23 protein-coding genes are annotated in these 23098 nt (G+C 62.5%); 13 read left to right on the forward strand and 10 right to left on the reverse strand.

What is annotated here, in order from left to right; genetic code table 11:
* Positions 1-485 precede the first annotated feature (485 nt).
* Both D7Y61_RS02590 and D7Y61_RS02595 read right to left on the reverse strand, forming a co-directional pair.
* Positions 486-1670 carry a hypothetical protein gene (locus D7Y61_RS02590; protein WP_100442703.1) on the reverse strand — a complete coding sequence of 395 codons (1185 nt, stop codon included), beginning with the start codon at positions 1668-1670 and terminating at the stop codon, positions 486-488.
* Between the two features lies 1 nt (position 1671).
* A complete protein-coding gene (locus D7Y61_RS02595) occupies positions 1672-2685 on the reverse strand; it encodes a nucleoid-associated protein (RefSeq protein ID WP_099595996.1) in 1014 nt (337 codons plus the stop codon).
* A 364-nt stretch (positions 2686-3049) separates the two neighbouring features.
* Between D7Y61_RS02595 and D7Y61_RS02600 the strand changes: the two genes are divergently transcribed.
* Both D7Y61_RS02600 and D7Y61_RS22530 read left to right on the forward strand, forming a co-directional pair.
* Positions 3050-3553, forward strand: coding sequence for an H-NS family nucleoid-associated regulatory protein (locus D7Y61_RS02600; protein ID WP_180864871.1), 504 nt, complete (start codon positions 3050-3052; stop codon positions 3551-3553).
* 555 nt (positions 3554-4108) lie between these two features.
* Complete coding sequence (locus D7Y61_RS22530) at positions 4109-4390, forward strand: hypothetical protein (protein ID WP_258010188.1); 282 nt, start codon at positions 4109-4111, stop codon at positions 4388-4390.
* Between the two features lie 89 nt (positions 4391-4479).
* Here D7Y61_RS22530 and D7Y61_RS02610 read toward each other — a convergent pair whose 3' ends face one another.
* Together D7Y61_RS02610 and D7Y61_RS22755 are read right to left on the reverse strand one after the other, a co-directional pair.
* On the reverse strand, positions 4480-5301 hold the full coding sequence (locus D7Y61_RS02610; RefSeq protein ID WP_180864873.1) for a GIY-YIG nuclease family protein: 822 nt from the start codon (positions 5299-5301) through the stop codon (positions 4480-4482).
* Positions 5288-5641: an HNH endonuclease gene (locus tag D7Y61_RS22755; protein ID WP_425602129.1), complete on the reverse strand. Its 354-nt coding sequence runs from the start codon at positions 5639-5641 to the stop codon at positions 5288-5290. The genes D7Y61_RS02610 and D7Y61_RS22755 overlap by 14 nt, the downstream gene beginning before the upstream one ends.
* Before the next feature lie 269 nt (positions 5642-5910).
* Between D7Y61_RS22755 and D7Y61_RS02615 the strand changes: the two genes are divergently transcribed.
* From D7Y61_RS02615 to D7Y61_RS02630, 4 genes are all read left to right on the forward strand, one after another.
* Positions 5911-6408, forward strand: coding sequence for a Csu type fimbrial protein (locus tag D7Y61_RS02615; RefSeq protein WP_008266871.1), 498 nt, complete (start codon positions 5911-5913; stop codon positions 6406-6408).
* Between the two features lie 116 nt (positions 6409-6524).
* The gene (locus D7Y61_RS02620; RefSeq protein ID WP_180864874.1) at positions 6525-7181 is read left to right on the forward strand and encodes a fimbrial biogenesis chaperone; all 657 of its coding nucleotides are present in this window, start codon (positions 6525-6527) and stop codon (positions 7179-7181) included.
* Between the two features lie 93 nt (positions 7182-7274).
* Positions 7275-9392 carry a fimbria/pilus outer membrane usher protein gene (locus tag D7Y61_RS02625; RefSeq protein WP_180864875.1) on the forward strand — a complete coding sequence of 706 codons (2118 nt, stop codon included), beginning with the start codon at positions 7275-7277 and terminating at the stop codon, positions 9390-9392.
* Between the two features lie 165 nt (positions 9393-9557).
* Complete coding sequence (locus D7Y61_RS02630) at positions 9558-10010, forward strand: BLUF domain-containing protein (protein ID WP_100437276.1); 453 nt, start codon at positions 9558-9560, stop codon at positions 10008-10010.
* A gap of 39 nt (positions 10011-10049) precedes the next feature.
* Here the strand turns inward: D7Y61_RS02630 and D7Y61_RS02635 are convergent, their stop codons facing one another.
* Both D7Y61_RS02635 and D7Y61_RS02640 read right to left on the reverse strand, forming a co-directional pair.
* Entirely contained in the window at positions 10050-10412 is a 363-nt protein-coding gene (locus D7Y61_RS02635) for a response regulator (protein WP_049441106.1), read from the reverse strand.
* Between the two features lies 1 nt (position 10413).
* A complete protein-coding gene (locus tag D7Y61_RS02640) occupies positions 10414-11556 on the reverse strand; it encodes a two-component system sensor histidine kinase NtrB (protein ID WP_008267080.1) in 1143 nt (380 codons plus the stop codon).
* A 161-nt stretch (positions 11557-11717) separates the two neighbouring features.
* Here D7Y61_RS02640 and D7Y61_RS02645 point away from each other — a divergent pair, with 161 nt between their 5' ends.
* A complete protein-coding gene (locus tag D7Y61_RS02645; RefSeq protein WP_180864876.1) occupies positions 11718-12095 on the forward strand; it encodes a response regulator in 378 nt (125 codons plus the stop codon).
* A 44-nt stretch (positions 12096-12139) separates the two neighbouring features.
* Here D7Y61_RS02645 and D7Y61_RS22705 read toward each other — a convergent pair whose 3' ends face one another.
* On the reverse strand, positions 12140-13522 hold the full coding sequence (locus D7Y61_RS22705; RefSeq protein ID WP_197697522.1) for a YbhB/YbcL family Raf kinase inhibitor-like protein: 1383 nt from the start codon (positions 13520-13522) through the stop codon (positions 12140-12142).
* Positions 13523-14137: 615 nt separating this feature from the next.
* Here D7Y61_RS22705 and D7Y61_RS02655 point away from each other — a divergent pair.
* The 5 genes from D7Y61_RS02655 to D7Y61_RS02675 all read left to right on the forward strand — a co-directional run bounded on the left by D7Y61_RS02655 (position 14138) and on the right by D7Y61_RS02675 (position 19103).
* The gene (locus tag D7Y61_RS02655; protein WP_049419343.1) at positions 14138-14647 is read left to right on the forward strand and encodes a ferritin-like domain-containing protein; all 510 of its coding nucleotides are present in this window, start codon (positions 14138-14140) and stop codon (positions 14645-14647) included.
* An 84-nt stretch (positions 14648-14731) separates the two neighbouring features.
* The gene (locus D7Y61_RS02660; protein WP_049419341.1) at positions 14732-15676 is read left to right on the forward strand and encodes a Ku protein; all 945 of its coding nucleotides are present in this window, start codon (positions 14732-14734) and stop codon (positions 15674-15676) included.
* An 18-nt stretch (positions 15677-15694) separates the two neighbouring features.
* Positions 15695-15871: a DUF3606 domain-containing protein gene (locus D7Y61_RS02665; protein WP_008266817.1), complete on the forward strand. Its 177-nt coding sequence runs from the start codon at positions 15695-15697 to the stop codon at positions 15869-15871.
* 12 nt (positions 15872-15883) lie between these two features.
* The gene (gene ligD / locus D7Y61_RS02670) at positions 15884-18427 is read left to right on the forward strand and encodes a DNA ligase D (RefSeq protein WP_049419338.1); all 2544 of its coding nucleotides are present in this window, start codon (positions 15884-15886) and stop codon (positions 18425-18427) included.
* Between the two features lie 106 nt (positions 18428-18533).
* Complete coding sequence (locus D7Y61_RS02675) at positions 18534-19103, forward strand: DUF488 family protein (protein ID WP_024957540.1); 570 nt, start codon at positions 18534-18536, stop codon at positions 19101-19103.
* Between the two features lie 654 nt (positions 19104-19757).
* Here the strand turns inward: D7Y61_RS02675 and D7Y61_RS02680 are convergent.
* From D7Y61_RS02680 to D7Y61_RS02690, 3 genes are read right to left on the reverse strand one after another with little or no spacing between them, the layout of a single operon-like run.
* The gene (locus D7Y61_RS02680; protein WP_049453293.1) at positions 19758-20036 is read right to left on the reverse strand and encodes a membrane protein; all 279 of its coding nucleotides are present in this window, start codon (positions 20034-20036) and stop codon (positions 19758-19760) included.
* 6 nt (positions 20037-20042) lie between these two features.
* The gene (locus D7Y61_RS02685) at positions 20043-20420 is read right to left on the reverse strand and encodes a hypothetical protein (RefSeq protein ID WP_232281412.1); all 378 of its coding nucleotides are present in this window, start codon (positions 20418-20420) and stop codon (positions 20043-20045) included.
* Positions 20417-22093 carry a sensor domain-containing diguanylate cyclase gene (locus tag D7Y61_RS02690; protein WP_180864877.1) on the reverse strand — a complete coding sequence of 559 codons (1677 nt, stop codon included), beginning with the start codon at positions 22091-22093 and terminating at the stop codon, positions 20417-20419. Before D7Y61_RS02690 ends, D7Y61_RS02685 begins: the two co-directional genes overlap by 4 nt.
* 385 nt (positions 22094-22478) lie before the next feature.
* Between D7Y61_RS02690 and D7Y61_RS02695 the strand changes: the two genes are divergently transcribed.
* Positions 22479-22865: an H-NS family nucleoid-associated regulatory protein gene (locus tag D7Y61_RS02695; protein ID WP_057502459.1), complete on the forward strand. Its 387-nt coding sequence runs from the start codon at positions 22479-22481 to the stop codon at positions 22863-22865.
* Positions 22866-23098: the final 233 nt, after the last annotated feature.

The raw sequence follows: 23098 nt of genomic DNA on the forward strand, positions 1-23098 counted from the left end.
CTCAGCGCGCCTTGGCCCAACGCCTGGGCGTTACCCACCAAGCCGTGAACCGCTTTGTGAGGCGCCACCGCCTGGCCGGTTCCGGACGGCAGGCCTTTCGGGCCCGCCAAGCCCGCGAGCTCATCGAGCGCCGTCAGCAGGTGCAGCAGCTGGTCGGAGCCGGGCTGACCTCGGCCGAGGTGGCCCAGCGCTTGGGTGTGTCGCCGGCCACTATCGGCCTGGACCGCCAAGCCCTTCGGTTAGGGCGTGTCCTGAAAAGGCCGGAGCAGCGCAGCTTGCGGGGGCTGGGCGTGGACCAAGTGAGGGGCCGTTTGAAAGAGGTGAGCCGGGCTCGGTTAGCCCGAGACCTTGGGGTAAGCAGTTCAGCTGTCTACCGCTACTGCAACTTGGCCGGGATCGCTTCGCCTAGATGTGAACAGTGAACATGACAAGGCTGGAGCCAGTATTTTCGAGTCGGCCAGTGACCTTTACTGCGTCCAGTAGGCTCAGGTGGTCGCCGTCAGTTCCGAGTAGGCAATAAGCGTCATGCCGGTGGTGACGAGCAAAAGGATCGACATGACGATGGGAACTCCCCATTGATGGAAACGAAGCCGCGTTTGCAGTTGCTCGATCATTGGGCGCAGCTGGTTGTAGGTGGGCAGTGCGCGTTGCCGCAGCATCTCCGATTCGGCTTTCAGTTCAAAGCCCACCTGGCGAAGTGTCAGAACGTGAGCGGCAACCAGCATTGCAGCAACTAGAAGAAATACAAAGGACGCAGTGAGAAGGGCGTGGTTCACTACGGTGTAAGCCGCATCCGTCTTCATCTGGCTCGCAAGCAAGCCTTGCCCCACCGGAATGGCTATGAGCTTGGTCATGGCGTCGGAGCTTGCAGCATTCATCTTGACGACGAAATCGAGCTTCCGGCGCTCAAACTCCTCTCTTGCCTTGTCGAAGTTGAACCCAGAGGCATAGATGTCGAAGTCTGACAGGAATGCCTGCATGATCTCGCCCCACGATCGCAGTAGAACTTCGAAGCGCTGCTCGGTGGGGACGTTGAATAAAAACCTGACGAGAACACGCTTGATCGCGTCGAGCCGACCAATCTTGAGGTGGTCATCAAAAATCGCGTGACGTGATTGCGATAAGTCCTCTGCCGAAGGAACATCATCGAGGAGCCACTGGCTGTAGGTGAGCGGGATGCTCAACTTGCGGCCAGTGAGAATGATGGCTGTGCCTGGGCCGCCGATGCCCGCGCGGAAGTCATCGGCCACCCGCTTGAGGATTTCCGCGAACTCAATACAACGCAAGTAGGCGGCAACAAGGCTTGGGACTTGGGCCTCGCCGAGCGCATAGTCCTCTTGGAGCAAATAGAAGGTTTCCGGTGCTTCGACCTGGAACCGCCCCATGTTGTATGAAAGCAGAGCACCAGTATTCTGCGCGACGACCTCGCCAGCCTTCGAAACACCGTGCACTACAAGTTCAATCTCAGATCCATGTTCAATGCCCGCAACCCCTAACGGGCGCTCCTTCCCTTCAAAGACCGTGGCGACGCGCCGCCCGCCTGCCTCGATGGCGTCGATAAGGGCCGACACTTCAGCAGATGACTCGGTTCGCACGATCAAGTTGGCACCTGCGATCTGGCAGGTGCGGCTCAAACGGCATAGGCCGACGATTGAATCGAATGCTGGCATGTCAGGACTCGTTGAGTTCCTGGATCAGTTTTTCAGGGGCGTGCTTGATAACAACAGTCGTTCCGTCAAGATGGACGTGCTCCTGCTTGAAGGAGTAGGTCATCTTGAGTGAAAGCTCCTTGCTCTTGTAGTTGATATCGGACAGTGCCTTGATGGACGTGGCATCGGGAAGAAATCCTGCCGATGGGGCGCTTTCATGGCCGTTGAGGAAGTGAACGAACGCTGCAGGCTCATCGGGCCAGATTGCATTGGCCAACCCCTCGAAGTCATCTAGCCGAGGCGATTCGCTTTTCCTCAGGCCCTCAACGTAATCAAATGCTCGACGCTGGAGGTCGGGTACGTCGCCGGCTGGCATTGCCCCGGCATCCACCAAGCTGCTTGCGAAATCTTTCACAACCAGCACAAGCTTCTTTGATTCTACTTTTGAGTCTTGATCGACTTTGCAGCCCACGAAATCTTGGAAGTAGTCGGACGGGCCCTCGTCTTTGTTCTTCTTTAACACAAAGCTGAGGTAGCGTTCTCCGCCAGCAAGCCAAGCTGCCAAATCGATTCGGGCGGCGACTTGGAGGCGATCCAAGTTCAGATATGGCGCCCGCACGACCTTGTCGAGGTCGTCAGAAAAGATGGCTCCGGACTGAGGGTTCAACTTCGCAACCATCAGCATGTCTCTCTGCTGATGTGTATATCGAAGCATCAGCATGTAGCCGCCGCCAGCAAAGATGACGTCGTTCATCGAGACAACCAATCGACGGCCTGCATGAATCGAGAACTCGATGAAGGTTGTCTTTCCATCCAAGTGGTCTCTGAGATGGACGCTGAAACGGTAGTTGTCCTCATCCTCCTCAAATGATCCGGCAAATCTGGAGCTGCGATTGTTGTAGCTGTCGAGGAGGGTGAGCATCAACGAGTTAAGCTCGTCCGTCCTTGCGAGCTCCCCCTTGGCCTCACCAAGGCTCGCTCCCTTAACGCCTCTGTCCTTGTTCACCTTGTGTGCTACCGCATTCAGGATTTCCATCGATTCCCCCTGTTCATTCCTTGAGATAGAAGTGCGGCCGACTAGAAGGGCCTATGCAATATGCTACACAGATCGTGGCTTGGATGGATTCTTCGGAACTGTGCCAATGTTTTGGCGCATGGTGAGGCCCACCTGTCTCACTAGGCGAGATATCGGCTACCAGATCGGTTGGCTGGTCAATGTGGACCGTCCGCCTGTCCGGGTAGGGTGCCGATCGAGCGGGGTGGGGCGGTGCGTATTGTCCCACTTCGGGAAAAGGGCCCAATGCTACCCTCGGAAGCACCGATCATTCGCGTCGAGGCAGTTTGGTCCTCGGTCCGCCGATCGGCTATAACCCTTGCTTGCCCTCAACGGAGTATTTGCCTTGGCCTTGACCACCCTTCAGTCGATCAACGCGGAAATCAAACAACTCGAAGCCCAAAAACGGTTGGTGGAGAAACGCGACGGTGAGGTTCCTAAGGCCATCGCGGTGCTTCAGAAGTATGCGAAGCTTCTCAGTGCTGCCCAGCGTCGCCAGATTGCTAAGCTCATTGGCGAGGCCATCGACGTCAAGCCGGCGCGTTCCCCGAAACCTTCTGCGGGGTCGCTGAAGGGCCGAAAGCTCGGCAAAGTCGCCCCCAAGTATCGACTCCCGACCGGAGAGACCTGGGCAGGCCGAGGGCTGGCACCCAAGGCTTTCACGGCATGGGCCAGGTCGGCCGAAGGCAAGGCATGGGCGCAGGCCAACCCTGGGGCCAAGTTCCCGCCCGCCGCTGGCAAGGTGAAGAAGGCCGCGGCTAAGGGAGCTGCGAAGGTGGGCAAGGTCGCCAAGAAGGCAAAGCCGATTCGGAAACCTGCCAAGAAGGCCAAGCCGAAGCCGGCTGCTTAATCCCGTGGACAAAGGCCCTGCGAATGCCCCGTCCAAGGCGTTGGCCGCTGCACACGTGTTGCTCGACATGGCGGAAGGAACGCTCTTGCAAGAGGAGGCGGGAACACGACTGCGCACCCAGTTTGGGCTTCATTGGTCCGCCTTGACGTGCGTCCAATACTTGTCAGGGAAGGACGCGGTCGCTGCATTGACGAACCTTCCGGGCGAGTGGAGCGAGCAGGGGCGGACGAAATCGGATCTCCTCCAAGCCGTGGTCATGGCCCTGGCGGTTGTCCGTGAGGCGCGCGGGAGTGGTGGAGGGAAGGTGTCTGCCAGCAAGCTGTCCCTGCGCCTTCAAGAGGTGCGAGCCGCGGACGTGGGGCAGCGCAAATGACACGAACCTTGTCCGCTCCGAGCTATGCACTCCTGCAGGCCAGCGTGGAGTGTTGGACGTGCGGCGAGGCAACGCCGGTAACGTCGGTGTGGGTCCCGTCCTTCGTGGACTTCGCAGACGTAGAGGAGCCAGAGGACGAGCCGGAAGCAGGCGATGCGGCCACGTTGCACGGGATCCATGATTTGGACGATCACGTCGCCGCGCACGTGCGCGAGGCGGCACCTTGGCTCAAGCCAGGGCGCTCGGAAACCGCCGATGCCACTTACTGGGTCAACCATTGCCAAGCCTGTTGCGCATTACAAGGCGACTTCTTCGTGATGGGCGTCAATGGCCCGTTCTTCCCTCAGTTCCGCGCCGAAGCCGACGCCCTTGACCTCATCCCCGGGCGTGGACCCTTGAGCGCCAATGCGACGGCTGCACGGTCCGGATGGATGGATTGGATCGCTGAGCGCCTGTCTTTCTGAAAGAGCGTTCGGAATCCGAGCACGCGGTGGCACGGGCATGGCGCTTATGATCACAAGATGACGGTTCTCTGCGGCTCAGCTGAACATTGCTAGTTGCGGTTGTAGCCGTTGCGGGACATCAAGATCCGCTTCCAGTGCGACTCCCTCTTGTCGATTTGGCTCTCTTGGGAGCGCCGGTCCATGACTTCGAGGATCGAGAAGCGGAGATCCCGTTGACGGTCAGTGGCCTTGATGCCGAACTCTTGGACCAAGGCCTTGTTCCAGCCGTGCCCTGTGCTCGAATACTGGCGCCAGCGTCCCCAGATGCCGGCGTCGCCGTCTGCTTTTCCGACGTAGAGCAGGCCGGTCTTGCTGTCCGTTAAGAGATAGATGCCTTTCACACTGGAAAGAGCGGCACGCCAAGAGTTGTTGCCGCTGGCAACGACGCGGTCCAGGGTATCTTTGTCGATGTCCACTTGTCCGAACCCAGGGAACTCTCCGTCTCCCAGCTTTTCTGCCAGAAGTTCGTGCACCACCATGTCCCCCGTGAGGGTCTCGCCTCTGAGGTAGGAGGTGCGGCTGACGTATTTCCCCGTCACGAAGAGGCGTCCTTCTAACGCAAGTGTGCTGTCGATGCGTTCCAAGGTGTAGTCAACGTGGGGCGTTCCGTTGGCATCCACATCGGGCCTGCTTCCCACGGATCGGAAGAGGCCGGCGAACATCCAACGGTAGGTATTGGGGATTTGGATGAGGGACAAGACCATGTCCCGGTCGAAGTTCCGCTGCCGCTGCCAGCACTGCCAGTCGTCAAACCGGCCGTCCAGCCAAACATCGATCGGATCCTCGATCTTATTGTTTCGGGCCAAGTGAACCTTGGTGCGAGCCGGCTCAAACGAGGGTTCGTAGAGCTTGATGAGGTCATACAGGAGCATGCCCAATCCCTGGCGGCTGTTTTGGCCACCATCTTCCCACTGCCAGCCGCTTCAGAACCAGCGCCCGGAACGCTTCAGGGGAAGGGGCTGGCCCCTTCCGCTTATGCCTGCACTGGTTGCACCGGGCGTGTGCGGCCACCACGTTCCCGGATACGTCTCGGCCCCCGTCCTGCTGGGCGACCAGGTGCTCGGCGGTGCATTGAAAGGCTCGGGCCTTGCTGGGCTTCAGCCCAAGCTCTGAAGGAGCCGCGAGCCACATCGGAAGGCCGCAATAGAAGCAGCGGCCAGACTGGGCATGGAAGGCGGATGTGCGGATGGATTTGAGGCGCTTGGTCGTCATGGATGGCTCCGGAATCAAAAAAAGATTCCCGCGCCCCCATTGGGTGGACCTCGGGCACCCGGAGCCTATTGGCTATGCGGGCACAACACCGACGCTTCTGCGACCGGCGATTGCTTTTTAGCTAACTCGTGTCTTCGGTGCAAGCACTTGGAGGGGATCCGCAAAATCTTGTCAGCAGATCCTCTTGCGCAAATGGATTTATCGAGTATTGGTGAAGCAAGCCCAATCCGGGCCACTTTCCCTTTCCCTAAATCCGAGGAGGATTTTTCATGCGCAAGACCCTTTCTTTTTCTCTGGCCTTGATGGCCGCGTTTTCTGCCACTTCGGCGTCCGCCGCTGACGTCACCGAAGACCTGATGATTTCTGCGACCGTGAACAACGAGTGCAGCCTGCTCGTGACCCAGCTGGGCGGCGGTGAATACAACGGCTTGGCGTCCGGCACGCAGGGCTATTCCAATGGTGCGTTGATGGTTCGCTGCAACCAAGGCACCGCCTTCAGCATCGTGCCTGGCGATGGGTTGAACTACGGCGCCGCGATTGCTCGTCCCAATCACCGCGCCGTGTCCGATGGGGCCGGAAACTTCGTCGCCTACGGCCTCTTCAAAGATCCTGGTGCCAGCCAAGTGTGGGGCAGTGGGGCCGATGCTTGGGAGGGCGTGGGGACCGGTGAGCAGCAGATGATCGGCATCGGTTATGCCTTCTACGATTTGAACAAGGTGCCCGGCGGGACCTTCTCCGACACCATTGCGGTCACCCTGACTTACTGACCCTCAAAGGGTTTCTACCAAACCCCCGGATATCTCCGGGGGTTTTCTTTTGAGGGTGGGTTGACAACTTTAAATGTTTTGGTTGGATCAAAGGAGGTGATCGATTTGGAGGAATGATGTTGAAGCGTTTGTTGGTGGTTCCATTGTTTTTGCTGTGCGCCGCTCCTGCGTGGGCGGGCAACGTGTCGTTGTTTCCCACAAGCATCGTGGCCCCGGCTGGAGAAAAGGCAGGGGCGTTGACCTTGGAAAACCACGGTGAAATCCCCGAGCGCTTTCAGGTGACGGTGCTGGACTGGTCCCAAGATCCCAGCGGGCAGGACGTGACCAGCCCAGCTACAACCGTGCTTGCGGCGCCGTCCATTGTCGAAATCCCACCTGGGTCCCGCCGGGCCGTGCGGTTGGTCCGCACCCAGGGCGTCGGCACGCCCGGCTACTACCGCGTGCTGCTGCGCCAGTTGCCCCAGCCGTCCGCGGCGGGCCAGGTGCAGTTGTTGATTCACCAGAACCTGCCGGTGGGGTTTGAAGACGCCAAGGCCGGTCCTCCGGTGCTCACGGCCCGCTTCACCGCCGACGGCCTTCTGCTGACCAACACCGGTTCGACCGCCGCACGTCTGACCGCCGTCGGTCCTCAAGGCATGCCGGCATGGCGCGAAGGGGCGCTGGGGTGGGTGCTCCCTGGTCAGAACAAGCTGGTTGAGCTCAAGCCCGGCTTGAAAGCGGCCTCGCTCACGATCGCGGTCAACGGCTCTTCCGTCGCCGTCCCCGTGAACTGAGGGCGACACGTGCGGCGGGGAAGCGTCCTGGGCCTCGCGCTGGCCCTGTCCATCGGCAGCACTCACGCGGCCATCCCAGATGGGGTGGAGCCCGTGCTTGCAGCGCCCATCCTGGCCAACGGCCAGCCCGCCAAGGACCCCGTGGTGCTCTGGCAGCAGAACGGGGCGTGGGTGGCCGAGTCCTCAACGTGGCAGCAGCTCGGCGTGACCCTTCGCCCGGGCGAGGAGGGCCATGACCTCACCGAACAGCAGCTCGGGGTTGCGGTGACTTACAACCCCGAGAACGCCACGGTTCGGCTCACCATCCCAGCCGACCGCAAGCCAGCCCAGCACCTCACCCCACGCGGCACCCAGGTTTCCCGGGCCTCGCCGGCCATCGGGGGCGTCTTGGTCAACTACAACCTCGCCACCCAGATTGCAGGCGGCCAACAAGCGACGTCCTTGGCACTGGAGGCGCGCACCGGAGGGCGTTGGGGCGTGGTCTCCACCACTGGGCAGCTCAACCAATCCCCCAGCGGGTTTGGCATGCGCCGCGGCATGACTACGTGGCAGAAAGACGACCTGCAGCGCCAACGGACCTGGCAAGCTGGCGATGTCTACGCCACGCCCCGCATCGGGCCCGTGGCGCTGGGCGGCGTTCGCCTCGCGAAGGACCCGGCTGCCCTGGATCCGCTCACGCCGACGTGGCCCGTCCCCACCTTGGGGGGCATCGCGTTGGATCCGGGGCAGGTCAAGGTCCTGTCCAACCATGCCGAAATCACGCGCCAAGACGTCAAGGCCGGCCCCTTCACCGTGGACGGCCGAAACGCGGCATTGGGAGCCAGCCAAACGGCGGTGGTCGTGCGCGACGCCTACGGCCGAGAAACCGCCGTTTCCAATGCACGGCTCTACGTCGCGCCAACCCTGCTGCGCCCCGGCCTCTCCGCTTGGGAAATCGTCGCTGGCCAAGTCCGCGAAGACGAAAATCGTTATGCCACGGCCGGCGTGAGTGCTTCCTGGGCCAAAGGCGTCAACGACCGCTGGACCATTCGAGCGGGTGGACAGGTGGGCGGGAACGGCAAGGGCAACGTCACTGTGGGTTCCGCCTGGGCCCCAGGCACCTGGGGCGTGCTCGACGGCGAGGTGGGGCGTTCAAGCGACGGCGGGACGCGCTGGGCAGCTGCCTACGAGTATAAAGGGCCCACGTTTGGCGTCCGCCTGGAGCATGACGAGAACAACGGCTTCTGGCGCCTGCAGAGCGAGACGGCGCTGCCCATCGCGTCGCGCACCCAAGCCAGCATTTCCTACCGCCCGGATCGCCGCTTCGCCGCGCGCGGCACCTACAGCGCCATCGACACGGGGCGCTCTCGCCTGGCTTTCGCTTCGTTGGGCGTGAGCGCGAACCTGGGCACCGCGGGCGAGGTCTCCGCGAACGTGCTCCGAGACCTCCAAGGCGACGATCTTCAAGTGGCCGCCAGCTACACCTACCGCTTCGGCAGCAAGGCCAGCGTGGGCGTGCGCGCCCGCCAAGCTCCAGGCCAAGACTCCCTGACCACCCGGGCCACCTACCGCACCGAGGGCGGCCTTCGCTTGGCTGCAGAGCACATCGAGGGCGATCAGGGCAGCACGCGGGCCACGGCGGATGCCATGACCCGTTACGGCGACGCCCGGATCATGCTGGACCGCTACGACGGCCAAACCCAGGTGGCGGCCAACTTCTCCGGCTCCGTGTTCTTGGACCACCGCGGCGTGGCCTTCGGGCGTCCGGCCTACGCCAGCTATGCGGTCGTGGACGTGCCGGGCCAAGCGGGCTTGCTGGTGCGGGTCAACGGCGCGCCCGCGGGAAAAACCAACAAGAGGGGTAGGGTGCTGGTCACCAACATCCCCGCGCTCATGACCACGACCGTGAGCCTGAAGGACAAGGGCCTGCCCGTGGGCGTGGAAATCGGCGAGACCGAGAAGCAATCCGTGGCGCCCCGCCAAGGCGGCGTGCGGGTGACCTTCCCCGTGCTGACCCAAAACGCCCGGGCCTTCACCCTGACAGGGGTCAGCATCGCGCCGGGCACCCTGGCATCTACGCCGAACGAACAAGCAATGGTGGGCTACGACGGAGCGCTCTACTTGGAGCACCCCGAGCCGGGGATGGCCGTCGAGGTGTCGGGCGTGTGCAAAGCCGTGTTGCCGTCGCCGCTGCAGGGCATTGGGGTTGTGGCGGAGGTGAGGTGCGACTAAGCGTCCGGATCCCCTTCGCGGGTGGGCGGACCAGACGATCCCCGTCCTTACCAGCAATCACTTGGAAAACCTTCGACCTCTAGTCTGCGCCATTGCCTAAACGCCGAGGCACGACTACATTCCGTGGAAGGGGGGACGGCCAGACCAGTTGAGAAGGAGCGCCCAATGCCCATCAGGGCTGTGGTGTATGTCAGCGAGGCGTCCGACGCGTTGCGCGGCGATCTGCTTGGCCTCCGGAGCGGCAAGCTCCAGGAGCTGGTCGACGACGCAACTCGTTTTAACCGGGACGCAGGTGTCAGTGGGGTGCTCTTGTTCGACGGGACGCGCTTCCTCCAATACTTGGAGGGACCCCCGGACGGGTTGGACGTGGCGTTCTCTAGGGTGCTCGGAGCCTCGAGCCATCACGATCTGATCGAGCTGCAAAGAGGGACGATCACGGATCGCCGCTTGCCTTACTGGCCCATGCGCTGGTTGCCAGTGGAAGTCAAGGAGCTGAGCGAGGTCGCAGTGGGCGACTGGGCCGGTTTCAAGGTGCGGGGGGATGGAGAAGCGTTGAACGCAACGGCGATCGACCGTTTGATGTTTCTGGTGAGCAGGCGCGCACTGGTGGGGAAGTGAGTTGTTGGCGACCGCCAGGCCGCGCAAGGAATCCGACCCCTACGTGCAACCCAAGTCTTCGTGGATCGCCGTCACAAGCTGTCGGAAGCGGTAAGGCTTCGGGAGAAATCGAACCGTCTCGGGCAGGGGGGGCAGCTGCGAGCGTTGAAGGCCAGACGCGAGCATGACGCGGGCCTGGGGTTGAGCAACCGCGGCTTCCGCCGCGACCTCCAGCCCGTCGGCGCTGTCCGGCATGTTGAAGTCGGTCACTACCACCGCGAACTTGGCGCTGCCGCGCAGGAGGACGAGGGCCTCGTCCCCGTTGCTGGCGGGAGTGACTTGGAAGCCCTGAGAGGTCAGGGCCTCGACGACGACGCTGCGGAGATCGTCTTCGTCTTCAACAAACAACACGTGGATCGGCATCTCAATGCTCTGGTGCGGGGAAGCAAAGGCTAACGCGGGTTCCCTTCCCAAGCTCGCTCTGGAGCTCGGTGAACCCGCCGGACTGGGCCGTGAAGCCAAACACTTGGCTCAAGCCCAGCCCGCTGCCCCTTCCAATGGGTTTGGTGGTGAAAAACGGTTCAAATACCCTGGCCTGCTGGTCTGCCTCAATCCCTGAACCGTCGTCTCGGATGCTCAGGCAGATGTAAGGTCTTTCACTGGTGTTGGGCAACGTAGGATCACGGGTTTGCCGCGCAGACGCCGTGATGAGGATCGTTCCGCCCTTCGGCATGGCGTCGCGGCTGTTGCACACCAGGTTAAGGATTGCGGCCTCCAGCTGTGCCTTGTCCAGCGACAGGGTCGGAAGGCCCCGGGAAACTTCGACGGTCAATGCGATCGCGTCGCCGGCGGAGCGGCGCAGCATCGCTTCGCATTCGGCCATCAAGGCGGCCAAGTCGACTGCCTCTGGCACCAAGGTTTGTCCCTTGCCGAAGGTCAGCAACTGCCGAGTCAGAAGGGCCCCGCGCTCGGCGGCCCGCTGCGCGGTATCGATGAGCTTGGCCACGCCTCCGTTTTTCACCCGCAGGCTGATGAGGTCTAAACAGTTGGCCACGATGGTCAACAGGTTGTTGAAATCGTGGGCCAAGCCGAGCGTGAACTTGCCGATGGCCTCCATCTTCTGCGCCTGCAGGAGATCGCGCTGGGCTTGGAGCAGCTGCTCCTGCGCTTCGTGGCGCTGGGTGATGTCGCGGGTGATTTTGGCAAACCCCACCAGTTCCCCGTCTTCCCAGATGGGATCGATCACGACGCTGGCACGAAAGCGGGTCCCGTCCTGCCGCAATCGCCAGCCCTCGGCGACGTAGCGCCCTTCTAAGGCCGCGGTCCGCAGGTTTCGCTCTGGTAGGCCGGCTTGGGCCTCCTCGGGCAGGTAGAAGCGGGAAAAGTTGGTGCCGACCACGTCGGCAGCCTGGTAGCCCTTGATTCGTTGCCCACCCGGGTTCCAGGTCTGGATCACCCCGCTGGGGTCGAGCATGTATAGGGCGTAGTCGGTGACCGAGTTCACCAGCAGGGCAAACTGCCGGCTCTCGTCCCTCAAATCGGTTTTCGCTTTCGCTGGTTGGTTCATGGGTCATCCTCTCGGCAGGGCCACCGAAGGGCGACAGAGTGCGCAGTGTAGAAGAGCGACGGCCGTCATCCTTTTGCGCCCTCTTAACAAATCGGGCGAGCCCTCGGGCCACACTGTCCAATCGTGGCACATCCACTCAGAGCGCTTGTAGGGAGAAAGTCATGGGATTGGACGGCAAAGCAGTAAGGGTTCTTCTTGTAGAGGACGAACCCACTCTCATGATGGTCTTGGAGCAGGCCATTGCCCAAGTCGGCTACGACGTCTCCAAGACGGCCGAAGATTTGCCCACAGCCTTGGCATGCGCCGAGGAGGCGGCCTTCGATGTTGCGGTGCTGGACGTCAACTTGAACGGGGTCGAGTCTTACCCCGTGGCCGATCGCTTGGTCGAGTTGGGGGTGCCGTTCCTGTTTACGACCGGCCTTGGGGCCAACCGGCTGCCCGAACGCTTCAAAGGCACGCCCTTCCTTGAAAAGCCGTTTCGCCTAAAAGAGATCGCCGCGGCCCTCCAGTCCCTTTGCCAGGAACTGGAGGTTCATTGAGTTTCCGGGCCTTGGGCACCGGTCGGGACCTTCGGGTCCCTTTTTTATTTCAGCGGGGCCTCGACCTGCTGGTAGGTGCCCACGGTCTCGCTCACGCCTAGGATGTGGCCCTTCGCGGCCTTCAGCACCTCGTCCCGCGTTGCCCCGGCCTTCATATCAAGCACGGTGTCCAAGGCCAACAGCTGGAAGTGGTAATGGTGGGGTCGATCGCCCACTGGCGGTTTGGGGCCGAAATACCCCACAGACCCCCGGCTGTTCACCCCCTGCAGCATTCCCTCCGGCTTCAGGAGTCGCGGATCGACCGGCAGGCCCTCCGGCAGCGATTGCGTGGTCGCTGGGATGTTGTAAGCGACCCAGTGAACGAAGGGTTTGACGTTGGCTGCATCCGGATCCTCCATGATCAGCGCATAGGACTTGGCACCAGGCACCGGGCTCCAAGAAAGAGCGGGCGATGCATCGTCGTGATACGCGCTGAAGCGGGGAGGCAATGCTTGGCCCGAGGAGAACGACGGGGAGCGGAACTCGAACGTGGCGGCTTTGCCGATCCGATCCTTGGCCAACGGCACGCCCGAGCCTTGATTGACTTGGGCCATCAAGGGCCCGCTAGGCACTGCGGTCGCGGGGGAGGCGGACGCTTGGCCTGGGCCGTAAGTCACTCTGTAGATGACGCCGTTGGCATCGTCGCCGACCAAAAGTGCACCGCCCTTCGTCATCGCCAGACCGACGGGCCTTGCGATATGCGCCTGGCCGTTGTCGACCAGGAAGCCTGTCAGGAAGGGCTCAAACCCGACCGGCTTGCCGGCGTTGAAACGAACCCGCACCACCTCGTAGCCCGACGCAGGCTTGCGGTTCCAGGAACCGCGCATCGTCACGAAGGCGTCCCCCCGGTAAGCTGCCGGGAACTGCTGGCCGGTGTAGAACAGCATCTGCATGGGGGCCGCGTGGGCGGTGTAGCCGAGCACCATGGGCTCGCTTGTCGCCGCCCATTGCTGTTTGCTGATCTGCCCTGGCGGGGTGCTCTGGGGATTCACCCCGTCCTTGCCCCAGATGTGGGGCCAACCATACTTCTTTCCTTTCTGAATGCGGTTGAGCTCCTCGGGCTGCTCATCGTTGCCCAAGTAGTCGATGCCGTGATCCATCCCCCACAGCTCCCCCGTTTTGGAGTTCCAAGCAAAGCCGATGGTGTTCCGCAGGCCGCTGGCAAAGATGGACCGGCTCTTGCCATCCGGCGAGGACCTCAGCAGCGCCGCATGCTCGGGATTGGTCTCGTTGCACGCGTTACAGGACGAGCCCACGCTGATGTAGAGCATCTCATCAGGGCCAAAGGCCAGCGTGCGGTTGGGGTGCTGACCGCCATCGGGCAGGTCGTTGATGATCCGTTCCTCTGGACCCAACGTGCCGTCCGGGCGTATGGGGGCGCGATACACGCGTCGTTGGCCGTGGCGACATACAGCTGCCCGTTGGCGATGGCCAGCCCGTGCGCTCCTGGACGTGAGAAGACCACCTTCGGTTCGGCGTCCAAGGCTCCGTCTTCATTGGCATCCTCCAGCAACAGCACGTCGCCTTGATCTCGACGTGAGATATAAATCCGCCCGTCCGGCGCTACGGCGATGATCCGGGGAATCTGAAGGCCTTGCGCAAGGGGACGCACCTGGAAGCCGCTGGGCACCTTCAGGGCCTGAACGTGCTCAGGCGTCGCCTCTGCCTTGGCCGGTTTGAACGTGTGGACGTTGGCTTGGACGTCGGTTCCGTCCCCCTGCTGAGCGAAGGCGAGAGAGGGGGCCAGCAAGACGAGCAAAAGCGCGGAACGGGTCATGAGGATGGCCTGGCGCTGAGGAGCGTTCAGCATGGGGCGGGAGCGGTCAATGGCCTGCGAATGCGTTGCATGCGCGCCGTTCACCACGAAGACCATCGATCGCCAGGCCCACACATCGGCGGTCTCGGACGCTCCGCCGTTCGCCAAGCCTTCACTCGGGGATCGCTTGATCCGCATCCCAGCCTCGATACGGTAAGGCTTCGCCCGACACGATAGGAGGAGATTCATGGCAGAGCTCAAAGAGAACCTGTTGGACTGGCTCCGCGACGCCCACGCGATGGAGCAGCAGGCGGAGACCATGCTCAAGGGGCAGGCGTCCCGCATCGAGCACTACCCGGTGCTGAAGGCGCGCATCGAGGAACACATTCAGGAAACCATCGGTCAACGCGAACTGCTGGAGGGGTGCATCAAGCGCCTGGGCGGCTCGCCGTCGACCCTCAAGGACGTGATGGGCAAGATGGCGGCTTTCGGTCAGGCCGTCGGCGGCATGACGGCCTCCGATGAGATCGTCAAAGGCGCGATGGCCGGCTACGTCTTCGAGCATTTCGAGATCGCCTCCTACACGGCCCTGATCGCCGCAGCCAAGACGGCGGGCGATGCAGAAACGGCCCGGGTCTGCGAAGAAATCCTCGTGCAGGAAGAGGCGATGGCTGACTGGCTGGCGGCCCACCTGCCCGAGGTGACCGAGGAGTTCATGGTGCGCGACGCCACCCCGGGCGTCGAAGCCAAAAAGTAACCACTGCGCCGCGCCGGCCGGGTTCACGCCCGGCCGACGCGGGCGGGCCTACAACGAAAGGCCCTAGGATTGGAGGCGGCTGGCATGCCCAGGCCTATCTGGAGTGGTTCGTTGTCCTTCGGGCTGCTCAACGTTCCGGTGTCCCTCATGTCCGGCGAGCGTCGCATGGATCTGAGCTTTCGCATGTTGGACGCACGAAACAAAAAGCCCATTCGCTACGAGCGGGTCAACGCCGAAACCGGCGAAGAAGTGCCTTGGAAGGACATCGTCAAAGCCTTCGAATACGACAAGGGAAGCTACGTCGTTATTGAGAAGGAAGACATCGCTGCGGCCGCGCCAGAAACGCACGAATCCATCGACGTGGAGGCGTTTGTCGACGCCGAGAGCATCGGGCTGAGGTTCTTCGAAAAGCCCTACATCTTGGTGCCTGGCAAGAAGGCAGAAAAGGGCTATGTCCTGCTCCGAGAGACCCTGAAGGAAACCGGCAAGGTGGGCATCGCCAGGGTGGTCATCCGCACGCGCGAATACATTTGCGCGGTGATGCCCGAAGGCGATGCGTTGATCATGATCCTGCTTCGCTACCCGCAGGAGTTGGTGGCTCCGGACGAATACAAACTGCCGCAGGGGGGGGCGTCGGACTACCGGGTTGCGCCCAAAGAGCTCGAAATGGCCAAGCAGCTGATTGAGAGCATGACCTCTGACTGGGAGCCGGACAGCTACCAGGACGAGTTCCGCGAGCGCCTGTCCGACATCATCAAGAAGCGGGTCAAGCAGGCCGGTGCCACGACGACGTTTGAGGAACCGGAGCACCGCGATGACTCGGCGACCAACGTGGTGGATTTCATGGCCTTGCTCCAAAAGAGCTTGGAGACCAACAAGCGCACCCCGGCGAAGGCAACGCCGGTGAAGACCGCCTCCAAGCCCTCCACCAAAGACAGCAAGCCTGCCAAGAAGGCCGCCGTTAAGAAGGCCCCAGCAAAGAAAGCCGCAAAGAAGTCCCCCGCCAAGAAGGCTCGAAAGAGCGCCTGATCACCCAAGGAGATTCTCATGAGCGACGACAAGAAGAACACCGGCAGCCCGGACCGCGACCGCATCAACGTCAACGAAGACTACGAGCTCCAGTATTGGACCAAGGCGCTGGGCGTGTCCGCCGACGAGCTCCGGGCCGCCGTCAAAGCCGTGGGCCCCACCGCTGCGGCCGTTCGCAAGCACCTGGGCAAGTAACGAGGAGCCGTCATGTCCTTGGTCGAATACCGCCGCAAGCGCCGCTTTGACCAGACCAAGGAGCCGGAACCTGGCAAAGCGCTGCCCCAAGGGCAGCGCGCCATTTTCGTGGTCCAACTCCACCACGCCAGCCGCCGGCACTACGACTTCCGGCTGCAAATCGGCGACGCCCTGAAGAGTTGGGCCGTCCCCAAAGGCCCCAGTTACGACCCCAAGGTCAAGCGCATGGCCGTGGAAGTAGAAGACCATCCCGTCGACTACGCCAGCTTCGAAGGCGAGATCCCCAAAGGGCAATACGGCGGTGGGCACGTGGCCCAGTTTGATCACGGCGTCTGGGCCACCCAAGGAGACCCAGAGGCACAACTTGCCAAGGGTCACCTGCGCTTCGAGCTGTTTGGCACCAAGCTCAAAGGCGGGTGGCACCTGGTCCGCTCCGGCAAGCCTGCCCGTCAGCCGCAGTGGCTGTTGTTCAAGGACGACGATGCGTATGCGAGCGATCTGGAAGCGGACGATCTGCTCGCCGATGTGTCGGCGGCCCCAACGGCAGACATCAAGAGGGCCGGCGGCGGTAAAGCCGACAAGAAGAAGCTCAAAGCCCTCCCTGCAAAGCGTGCGCGACGGAAGAACTGGGCCAAGAAGGCCTTGGCCCTGCCCAAAGCGAAAGAGGCGGCCCCGCCTTCCGGCCCCTTCGTGCCCCAGTTGGCCAAGCTGGGGGACGCCCCACCGCAGGGCGACCAATGGGTCCATGAGATCAAGTGGGACGGGTATCGGATCCTCGCAACGGTCGCCGATGGGGCCGTCCGGCTCTGGTCCCGGAACGCGTTGGAGTGGACCGACAAGATCCCCGAGATACGCGACGCAGTAGCGGCATTGGGCCTCACTTCTGCGGCTTTGGATGGCGAACTCATCGCCGGATCGGGCACCAAGGAGGACTTCAACCTGCTCCAGGCGACATTGTCCGGGGAGCGGCAAGGCGCGCTGGCCTACGCGCTCTTCGACCTGCTGCACATCGATGGCGTGGACGTGGCCGCAGCACCTCTGTTGGAGCGTAAGGCGCTCCTGCAGGAGCTGCTGGAGGGCCAAGCCGGCCATTTGGCCTTCAGCTCTCACGTCCAAGGCGACGGCAACGAGGCCTACCGCCTGGCGGGCGAACAGCACTTTGAAGGCATCATTTCCAAGCGCGCCGATCGCGGCTACCACACCGGCCGCAGCGACGACTGGCGCAAGACCAAGCAGCTGGCCAGCGATGAGTTCGCAGTGGTGGGCTATACGGCCCCCAAAGGAAGCCGCAGCGGCTTTGGCTCGCTCCTTCTGGCCAAACCTGACCCCAAACACGGTTGGCTCTACGTGGGCCGGGTGGGCACCGGGTTCTCCGACGCGTTGATCAAGGACGTGAGCAAGAGGATCCAAGGGGGAGGCAAGAAGCCGACGGCCTACGTGCCCACGGAGGACACCGATCTCCGGGCCGCTACTTGGTTCGAGCCGCGCTTTGTGGTGGAGGTGTTCTATCGCGGCATCGGCGGACAGCAACTGCTGCGCCAGGCTTCCTTGAAAGCCGTGAGGGCCGACAAGGACGTGGCCGATCTGACCGACTCAGACCGCGCCCCGGTAAAGGGCGGCCGCGGGAAGCGGGCATCGGCGGTGTCTTCTGCCCGCAAGACCGCCCCAACGCCTCAAGCCGATCGCATGCCGCCCAAGCTGTCCTCCCCGAGCAAGGTCCTTTTCCCTGGCGACGGCTATACCAAGCAAGACGTTTGGGATTACTACTCGGCGGTCATGGATCACCTGCTCCCAGAGGTGATCAATCGGCCCCTCTCGATCATTCGCTGCCCCGCCGGCACCGGCAAGCCTTGCTTCTTCCAGAAGCACCACACCGCCGGGCTGGAGCTGGTGGACTCGGTCAAGTTGAAGGAGGACAGCGGCATCAACGCCCACTACCTCGTAGTGCGCGACGCGGCCAGCTTGCTGGAGCTGGTCCAGTTCAATGCCCTGGAGTTCCATCCGTGGGGAAGCCACGCGGAGGAGCCCGACCGGGCGGATCGGGTCGTGTTCGACCTGGATCCCTGCCCGGACGTGCCCTTCGCCGAAGTGAAAAGGGCCGCCACCGATATCCGGGAGCTTTTGGTCCAGCTGGAGTTGGAGTCCTTCCTTCGGGTATCCGGAGGCAAGGGCCTGCATGTCGTGGTGCCCCTCAACCCGGGGTGCGACTGGGACCTGACCAAGCGCTTCGCCAAAGGATTCGCCGACGCGCTGGCCCAGTCGGAACCTCAGCGGTTCTTGGCCACCGCCACCAAGGCCCTGCGAAACAAGCGGATATTCGTCGATTACCTCCGCAACGGACGAGGAGCCACCGCCGTGGCGTCCTATTCACTGCGAGGGAGGCCTGGCGCTCCGGTGGCCATGCCCTTGGCGTGGAGTGAGCTGGCCAAGCTCAAGCGGGCTGACGCGTTCACGATCAAGGACGTGCCGGGCAAGCTGAAACGTCGCCGCAAGGATCCTTGGGAGGGCATCGATGCGTTGAAGCAGAACTTGTCGAAATGGGCCCGAAACGACTAGCCGCTATCCCCGCGGTCGTGTCCGAGCGTAGACGGGCAGACGCGAGCGTCGTTGGCAGCTGCCGAGCACGTGATGAGCACGCGGGCTTGATGCCGGCTCCTGTCCAATGAGCCTCATGCAGTGCGATGCTCCCGCTCCGACCCCGGTGACCGTCTGGACCATCGGGCATTCCACTCGACCTTGGGACGAGTTCTTACACCTGCTGTTCGCACAAGGCATCTCGGCGATCGCGGACGTGCGTCGTTTCCCAGGATCGCGTCGTCACCCTTGGTTCGCATCCGAGCAGATGGCTAAAACGCTGCCAGCGCACGGCGTGGAGTATCTTTGGATTCCTGAACTGGGCGGGCGGCGCAAGGTGCAGCCGGATTCGCCCAATGGTGCGTGGGACAACGCCGCGTTTCAGGGCTACGCAGACCACATGGCGACCGCCGAGTTCGCCGGCGGGCTATCGAAGGTGCTTGCACTGGGGGGCGAACATCGGACCGCGCTGATGTGCGCGGAGGCACCGTGGTGGCGTTGCCACCGACGTCTCATCTCCGACCTGCTGACGCACCGGGGCCATGAGGTGCTGCACATCGTGTCCCACGCCGAACCCAAACCGCATCCGCTGAACCCGATGGCGCAGGCCGTCGGGCCAGCGCTTGTCTACCCACCGGCTCAGACGGAGCTGTTCTGAACCAACCAGTAGGGCGATCGCGTGTCGGGCCCGCTCGGCGCATTTTCTCCCTATCGAAGCTATGCGGACATGTCGGCTGCCTTGCAGTTGGCGCGCGCTTGCCGCACGGTGTTGTTGATAGACGACGGGCAGCCGCGCAACCCTGCCTGAATCGGCTTAGGCGGTCGTCCCTGGTCCCAGCTTCAGGTAATGGATCGGAGGCTGCCCCGTCAGAAAGTTGGCGTTCTCCTGAGGGATTCAGACTGGCTTTCGATCTTCATGTCTGCCATGAAGTAGTCTGGGATGGATGGTGAAGCGCAGGTTAGAAAACGATGCAAGGGGGAGGGGAATGAGGAGTGCTCAGTATGATTCGCTTTGCAGCGCGCTCGATAGGATACATGGACGGCAAGCGCTGACGGATTTCGCCTCGGATTGGGGCCTCCACCGCAGTCCCAGCGAGGATGGCACAGTGGAGGTATGGAAAGGCGCGGCGATGGGGGCTGGCGTTGAGATCTTGTTGCTTCCGCCCGTGTCCGCTTCCAGCGACTGGGCCATCTCGACGCTGGTCACGGTCGGAGGCCGGGTCGAGCATGTCAGGCGGCGTCCGTTTCGGATCTGACGAAGAGTGGCTGCTAAACGCCTACCACGGCTTTCCTTGGTGCAGCCAATACTGGGTCAGCAGGGAGGCGGTGCGTCGGTTCGTCGACGTCGACGCCAAGCCAGGATCTGTCCCACCACGGCCGTGAGCAGCAGCAGGGCATTGGTCACCACAAACACCGTTGACCCCAAAAGTGCACTGTAGACGGTGAAAAGGGTGGACGCGGTCATCTGACCGACGAACAGCCACTTGGAGACCGTTTCGGGGTGGGGAGACTGCCACTGTTTGATCATTTGCCGGACCAGCGTGGCAATCAGCACTACGGTTGCAGCCCAGCCGAGAACATCAGGATGCATGGCCGCTCACCCGTCCTTTGAGTCGTGGACAGTTGAACCGTCTTGGTCGTGCGCCGGGCGCTTATGAGGCTCCTCAATGATTTCCTTGTTGAGGATGCGAACCTCACCCACCATCAGCAGGCGCATGTCGCGCACGATGTAGTCGGCCAACGCCTCATTGGTGATGTCGTCACCGGCGATGTCCAGCCGGAAGCCTTGGCCCTGAATCCCGCCCCCGTTGCTGAAATCAATCTCGAAATCAAAGCACACCCGCTTATCCATGTTGCCCTCTCCATCGGTGAGATTGGGCGGCACTGAAGGGCCGCTTGCTACGCTAAAGGCGATCATCGGCGTAAGGGGGCAGCCCACAACTGGCCCCATGCCCGGATCTGAGGGCAGGCTCACTGCCGTTCCCGCTTTCGGCGGTCGTAGAGTTTCATGTCTGCGCGATTGATGGTATCGGCCACCGATTCCGAGGGCCGACCAATGGCGCAACCGCCGGAAAAGCGGATCGGTGCCTCGCCGGCGCGCTCGTGGTAGGTGTCCTCCAACACGCTCAGCCGTTCCAACGTCGCATCGGGGACGAACACGAGGAACTCGTCGCCCCCGAGCCGAACCACCGCTTCCTCGCCTTGGAGCGGGGCGGACAGGAAAGCCACGAAGTCGACCAGCACCTTGTCGCCTTGGGCGTGGCCTTGGGTGTCGTTGACTTCTTTGAAGTGGTCCAAGTCAAACACCAGACAGCCCCACCCATCGAACTGCTGGTGGGCCAGATCGGCCAAGTAGCGACGGTTGAACGCTCGGGTGAGCGGGTCGCGGGTCGCCAAGTCGTGGAGCTGCTGCTCAGTCGTGATGTCTTGCGCGTGGCCCAGCACGTAGGGCGGTTGGGCTTCTGTGTCCAGCACGTTGTGATACGCCCAGAAGCGGCGCGATCCGTCGCGGGCCACCAGCTCCATCATGCCCGAGTCGCTCTCGTTTTCCCGGATGCGATCCAAGTAAGCCTTGAACGCGTCCTGCTTGCTCTGGGGAATGAGCTCGGCCAGCGATCGGCCGACGACGTCACCCTCCGAGAGACCCAGTGAGTGCGAGGCCGCAGGGTTGACCGACGTGACCGTCCCGTCCAAGGAATGCGTGCAGATGAGGCCGAGGCTGTGTTGGAACAGCCTGCGGTAGCGTGCCTCGCTATGCGCCAAGGCCTCGACCGCCGCCCGTTGCTCCGTCACGTCTTGGATCGCGCCGATCAATCGGGCACCGGTTTCGGTCTCTTCCCGCTGGCCCACCACGTGGACCCACGTGCGCTCCCCCGAAAGCTTGCTGGACGGAAGGGTCAAATCGATGGGCACACCCGATGAGATACAGTCTTCCAGGGCGGCCTCCAGCCGCTGCCGTGCGCCTTCCGGACACAGGGCAATCGCCGTGTCCAGGCCGGGCACCGCGTCGTCAGAGACGTCATGGATCCTCCGGGTCTCCTTGGTCCATTTGATTTCTCCAGTTCCAAGCACCAGCTCCCACCCTCCGACCTTGGCCAGTGCATTGGTGCGCTCCAGAAAGAACTGGCTTCTCTGAAAACGCCGTTGCAAGGCCTGGGATTCGCTGACCCGCTCAAGAAGGCGAGCGCGCTGCTGCATGCCGACTGCGGCGGCCTGGGCCAAGCATGACAGGGCTGCTCCCTGCTCCGCTGAGATCGTTCCCGGGTTTGGGCTGAGCAGGCAAAGCGTTCCCACGTTCTGGCCATTGGCGCTGATGGGCGCGCCGACATAGTGGCGGACGAAAGGAGGACCCAAGACCAACGGGTTGGTCGAAAAGCGGGCATCCTGGCCGGCGTCTGCCACCTCAAACGGCTCATCGGACTGGATGGCCCAGGTGCAGAAGGCAATGTCGCGGGGCGTCTCGTCCACACCGGGAAGGCCTATCTGGGCCTTGAACCATTGGCGGTCCCCGTCCACCAAGGAGATCAGGGCGACCGGCATGCCCGTCATGTTTCTCGCGGCCCGCATCAGCGCATCGAAAAAGGGCTCGGGGTCGGAATCCAGGATCCGCAACGACTCCAGAGCAAACTGACGGGCGGCCTCAGCCATCGGTCACCTCTATCACGGTAGGCTACCGCTCTAGCTTAGTCAGGGAATGCGTGTTGGGCCGGTGAACCCTACAGTATGGCCCTCCGCCATCGCGCCTCCGCTCCGCACCACGCTAAGCATTGCTCCCGCTGTCCAAAGCTTTGCCGGCGCCCGGTAGCCCTTGGACATTGCGGCATTGCATGGTGGAAGGTGGGGGTGGGCACGGTCAGTCCCCCGCAACCGCCGAGGCCTGCTCCAGTGGTCGGCGTACGGCATCCCCTCAGTGACTCTTGAGGGTCAACCTCCGTGGCAGTTGCCACGGGAGAGCCGGGGTTGGGCCGTTGAGGATTTACAGCGGTCTCGCAAAAGGGCAGGATCGGGGTTTGACCAACCCCAAGGGAAAGCCGTGGCACTTACGCTTGAACAAATCCGAAAGAAAAAGGCCGAGGCCGAGGCCTTGCTGGCCGAAATGGAAAAAGCCGAAAGCGAAGCGGTCGCCGCTGAAGCCGGGGCCAGCTTTGCAGGAGTCTATGAGACCTTGCAGCAGTTTGGGCAGCATTACACAACGAAGCAGAAGAACGATCTGAAGGCGCTGCTTGAGCCACGCAAGGCGGTTTCCGCGAGCGCCGGCATCAGTCGCGCCCCGAAGTTCCAGATCCCGGACGGCACCACCTGGGCTGGCACTGGACGTCAGCCGAAGGCCTTCCTTGCGTGGGCCGAAACCGCTGAAGGCAAGGCGTGGAAAAAGAAGCACCCGGACCAGGAATGGCCGGCGCACCCGTTCAAGGCCTGATTGCCATTGAGCGTTGCAGACAGAGCCCCGGGAAACCGGGGCTTTTTTGTGGGCGTTGAAATCAAGGGAAGGCAAAGCGGGGCTGGGGCGGGAGCCCCGGCCCATGTCCTAACCCTCCCCGGAGGGGGCTTTTCAGGCGCGGCCCAGGCCGCGTTCTTTTGATCTCTTGAAAAGAAAAAAGCAACGCCAAAATCAAAAGCGGCTCAAATCAAAAGCGTTGTGTGGAGAAGGGG

This window comes from Stenotrophomonas maltophilia (genome assembly GCF_013464485.1).
GTDB classification, from domain to species: Bacteria; Pseudomonadota; Gammaproteobacteria; order Xanthomonadales; family Xanthomonadaceae; genus Stenotrophomonas; species Stenotrophomonas maltophilia_AW.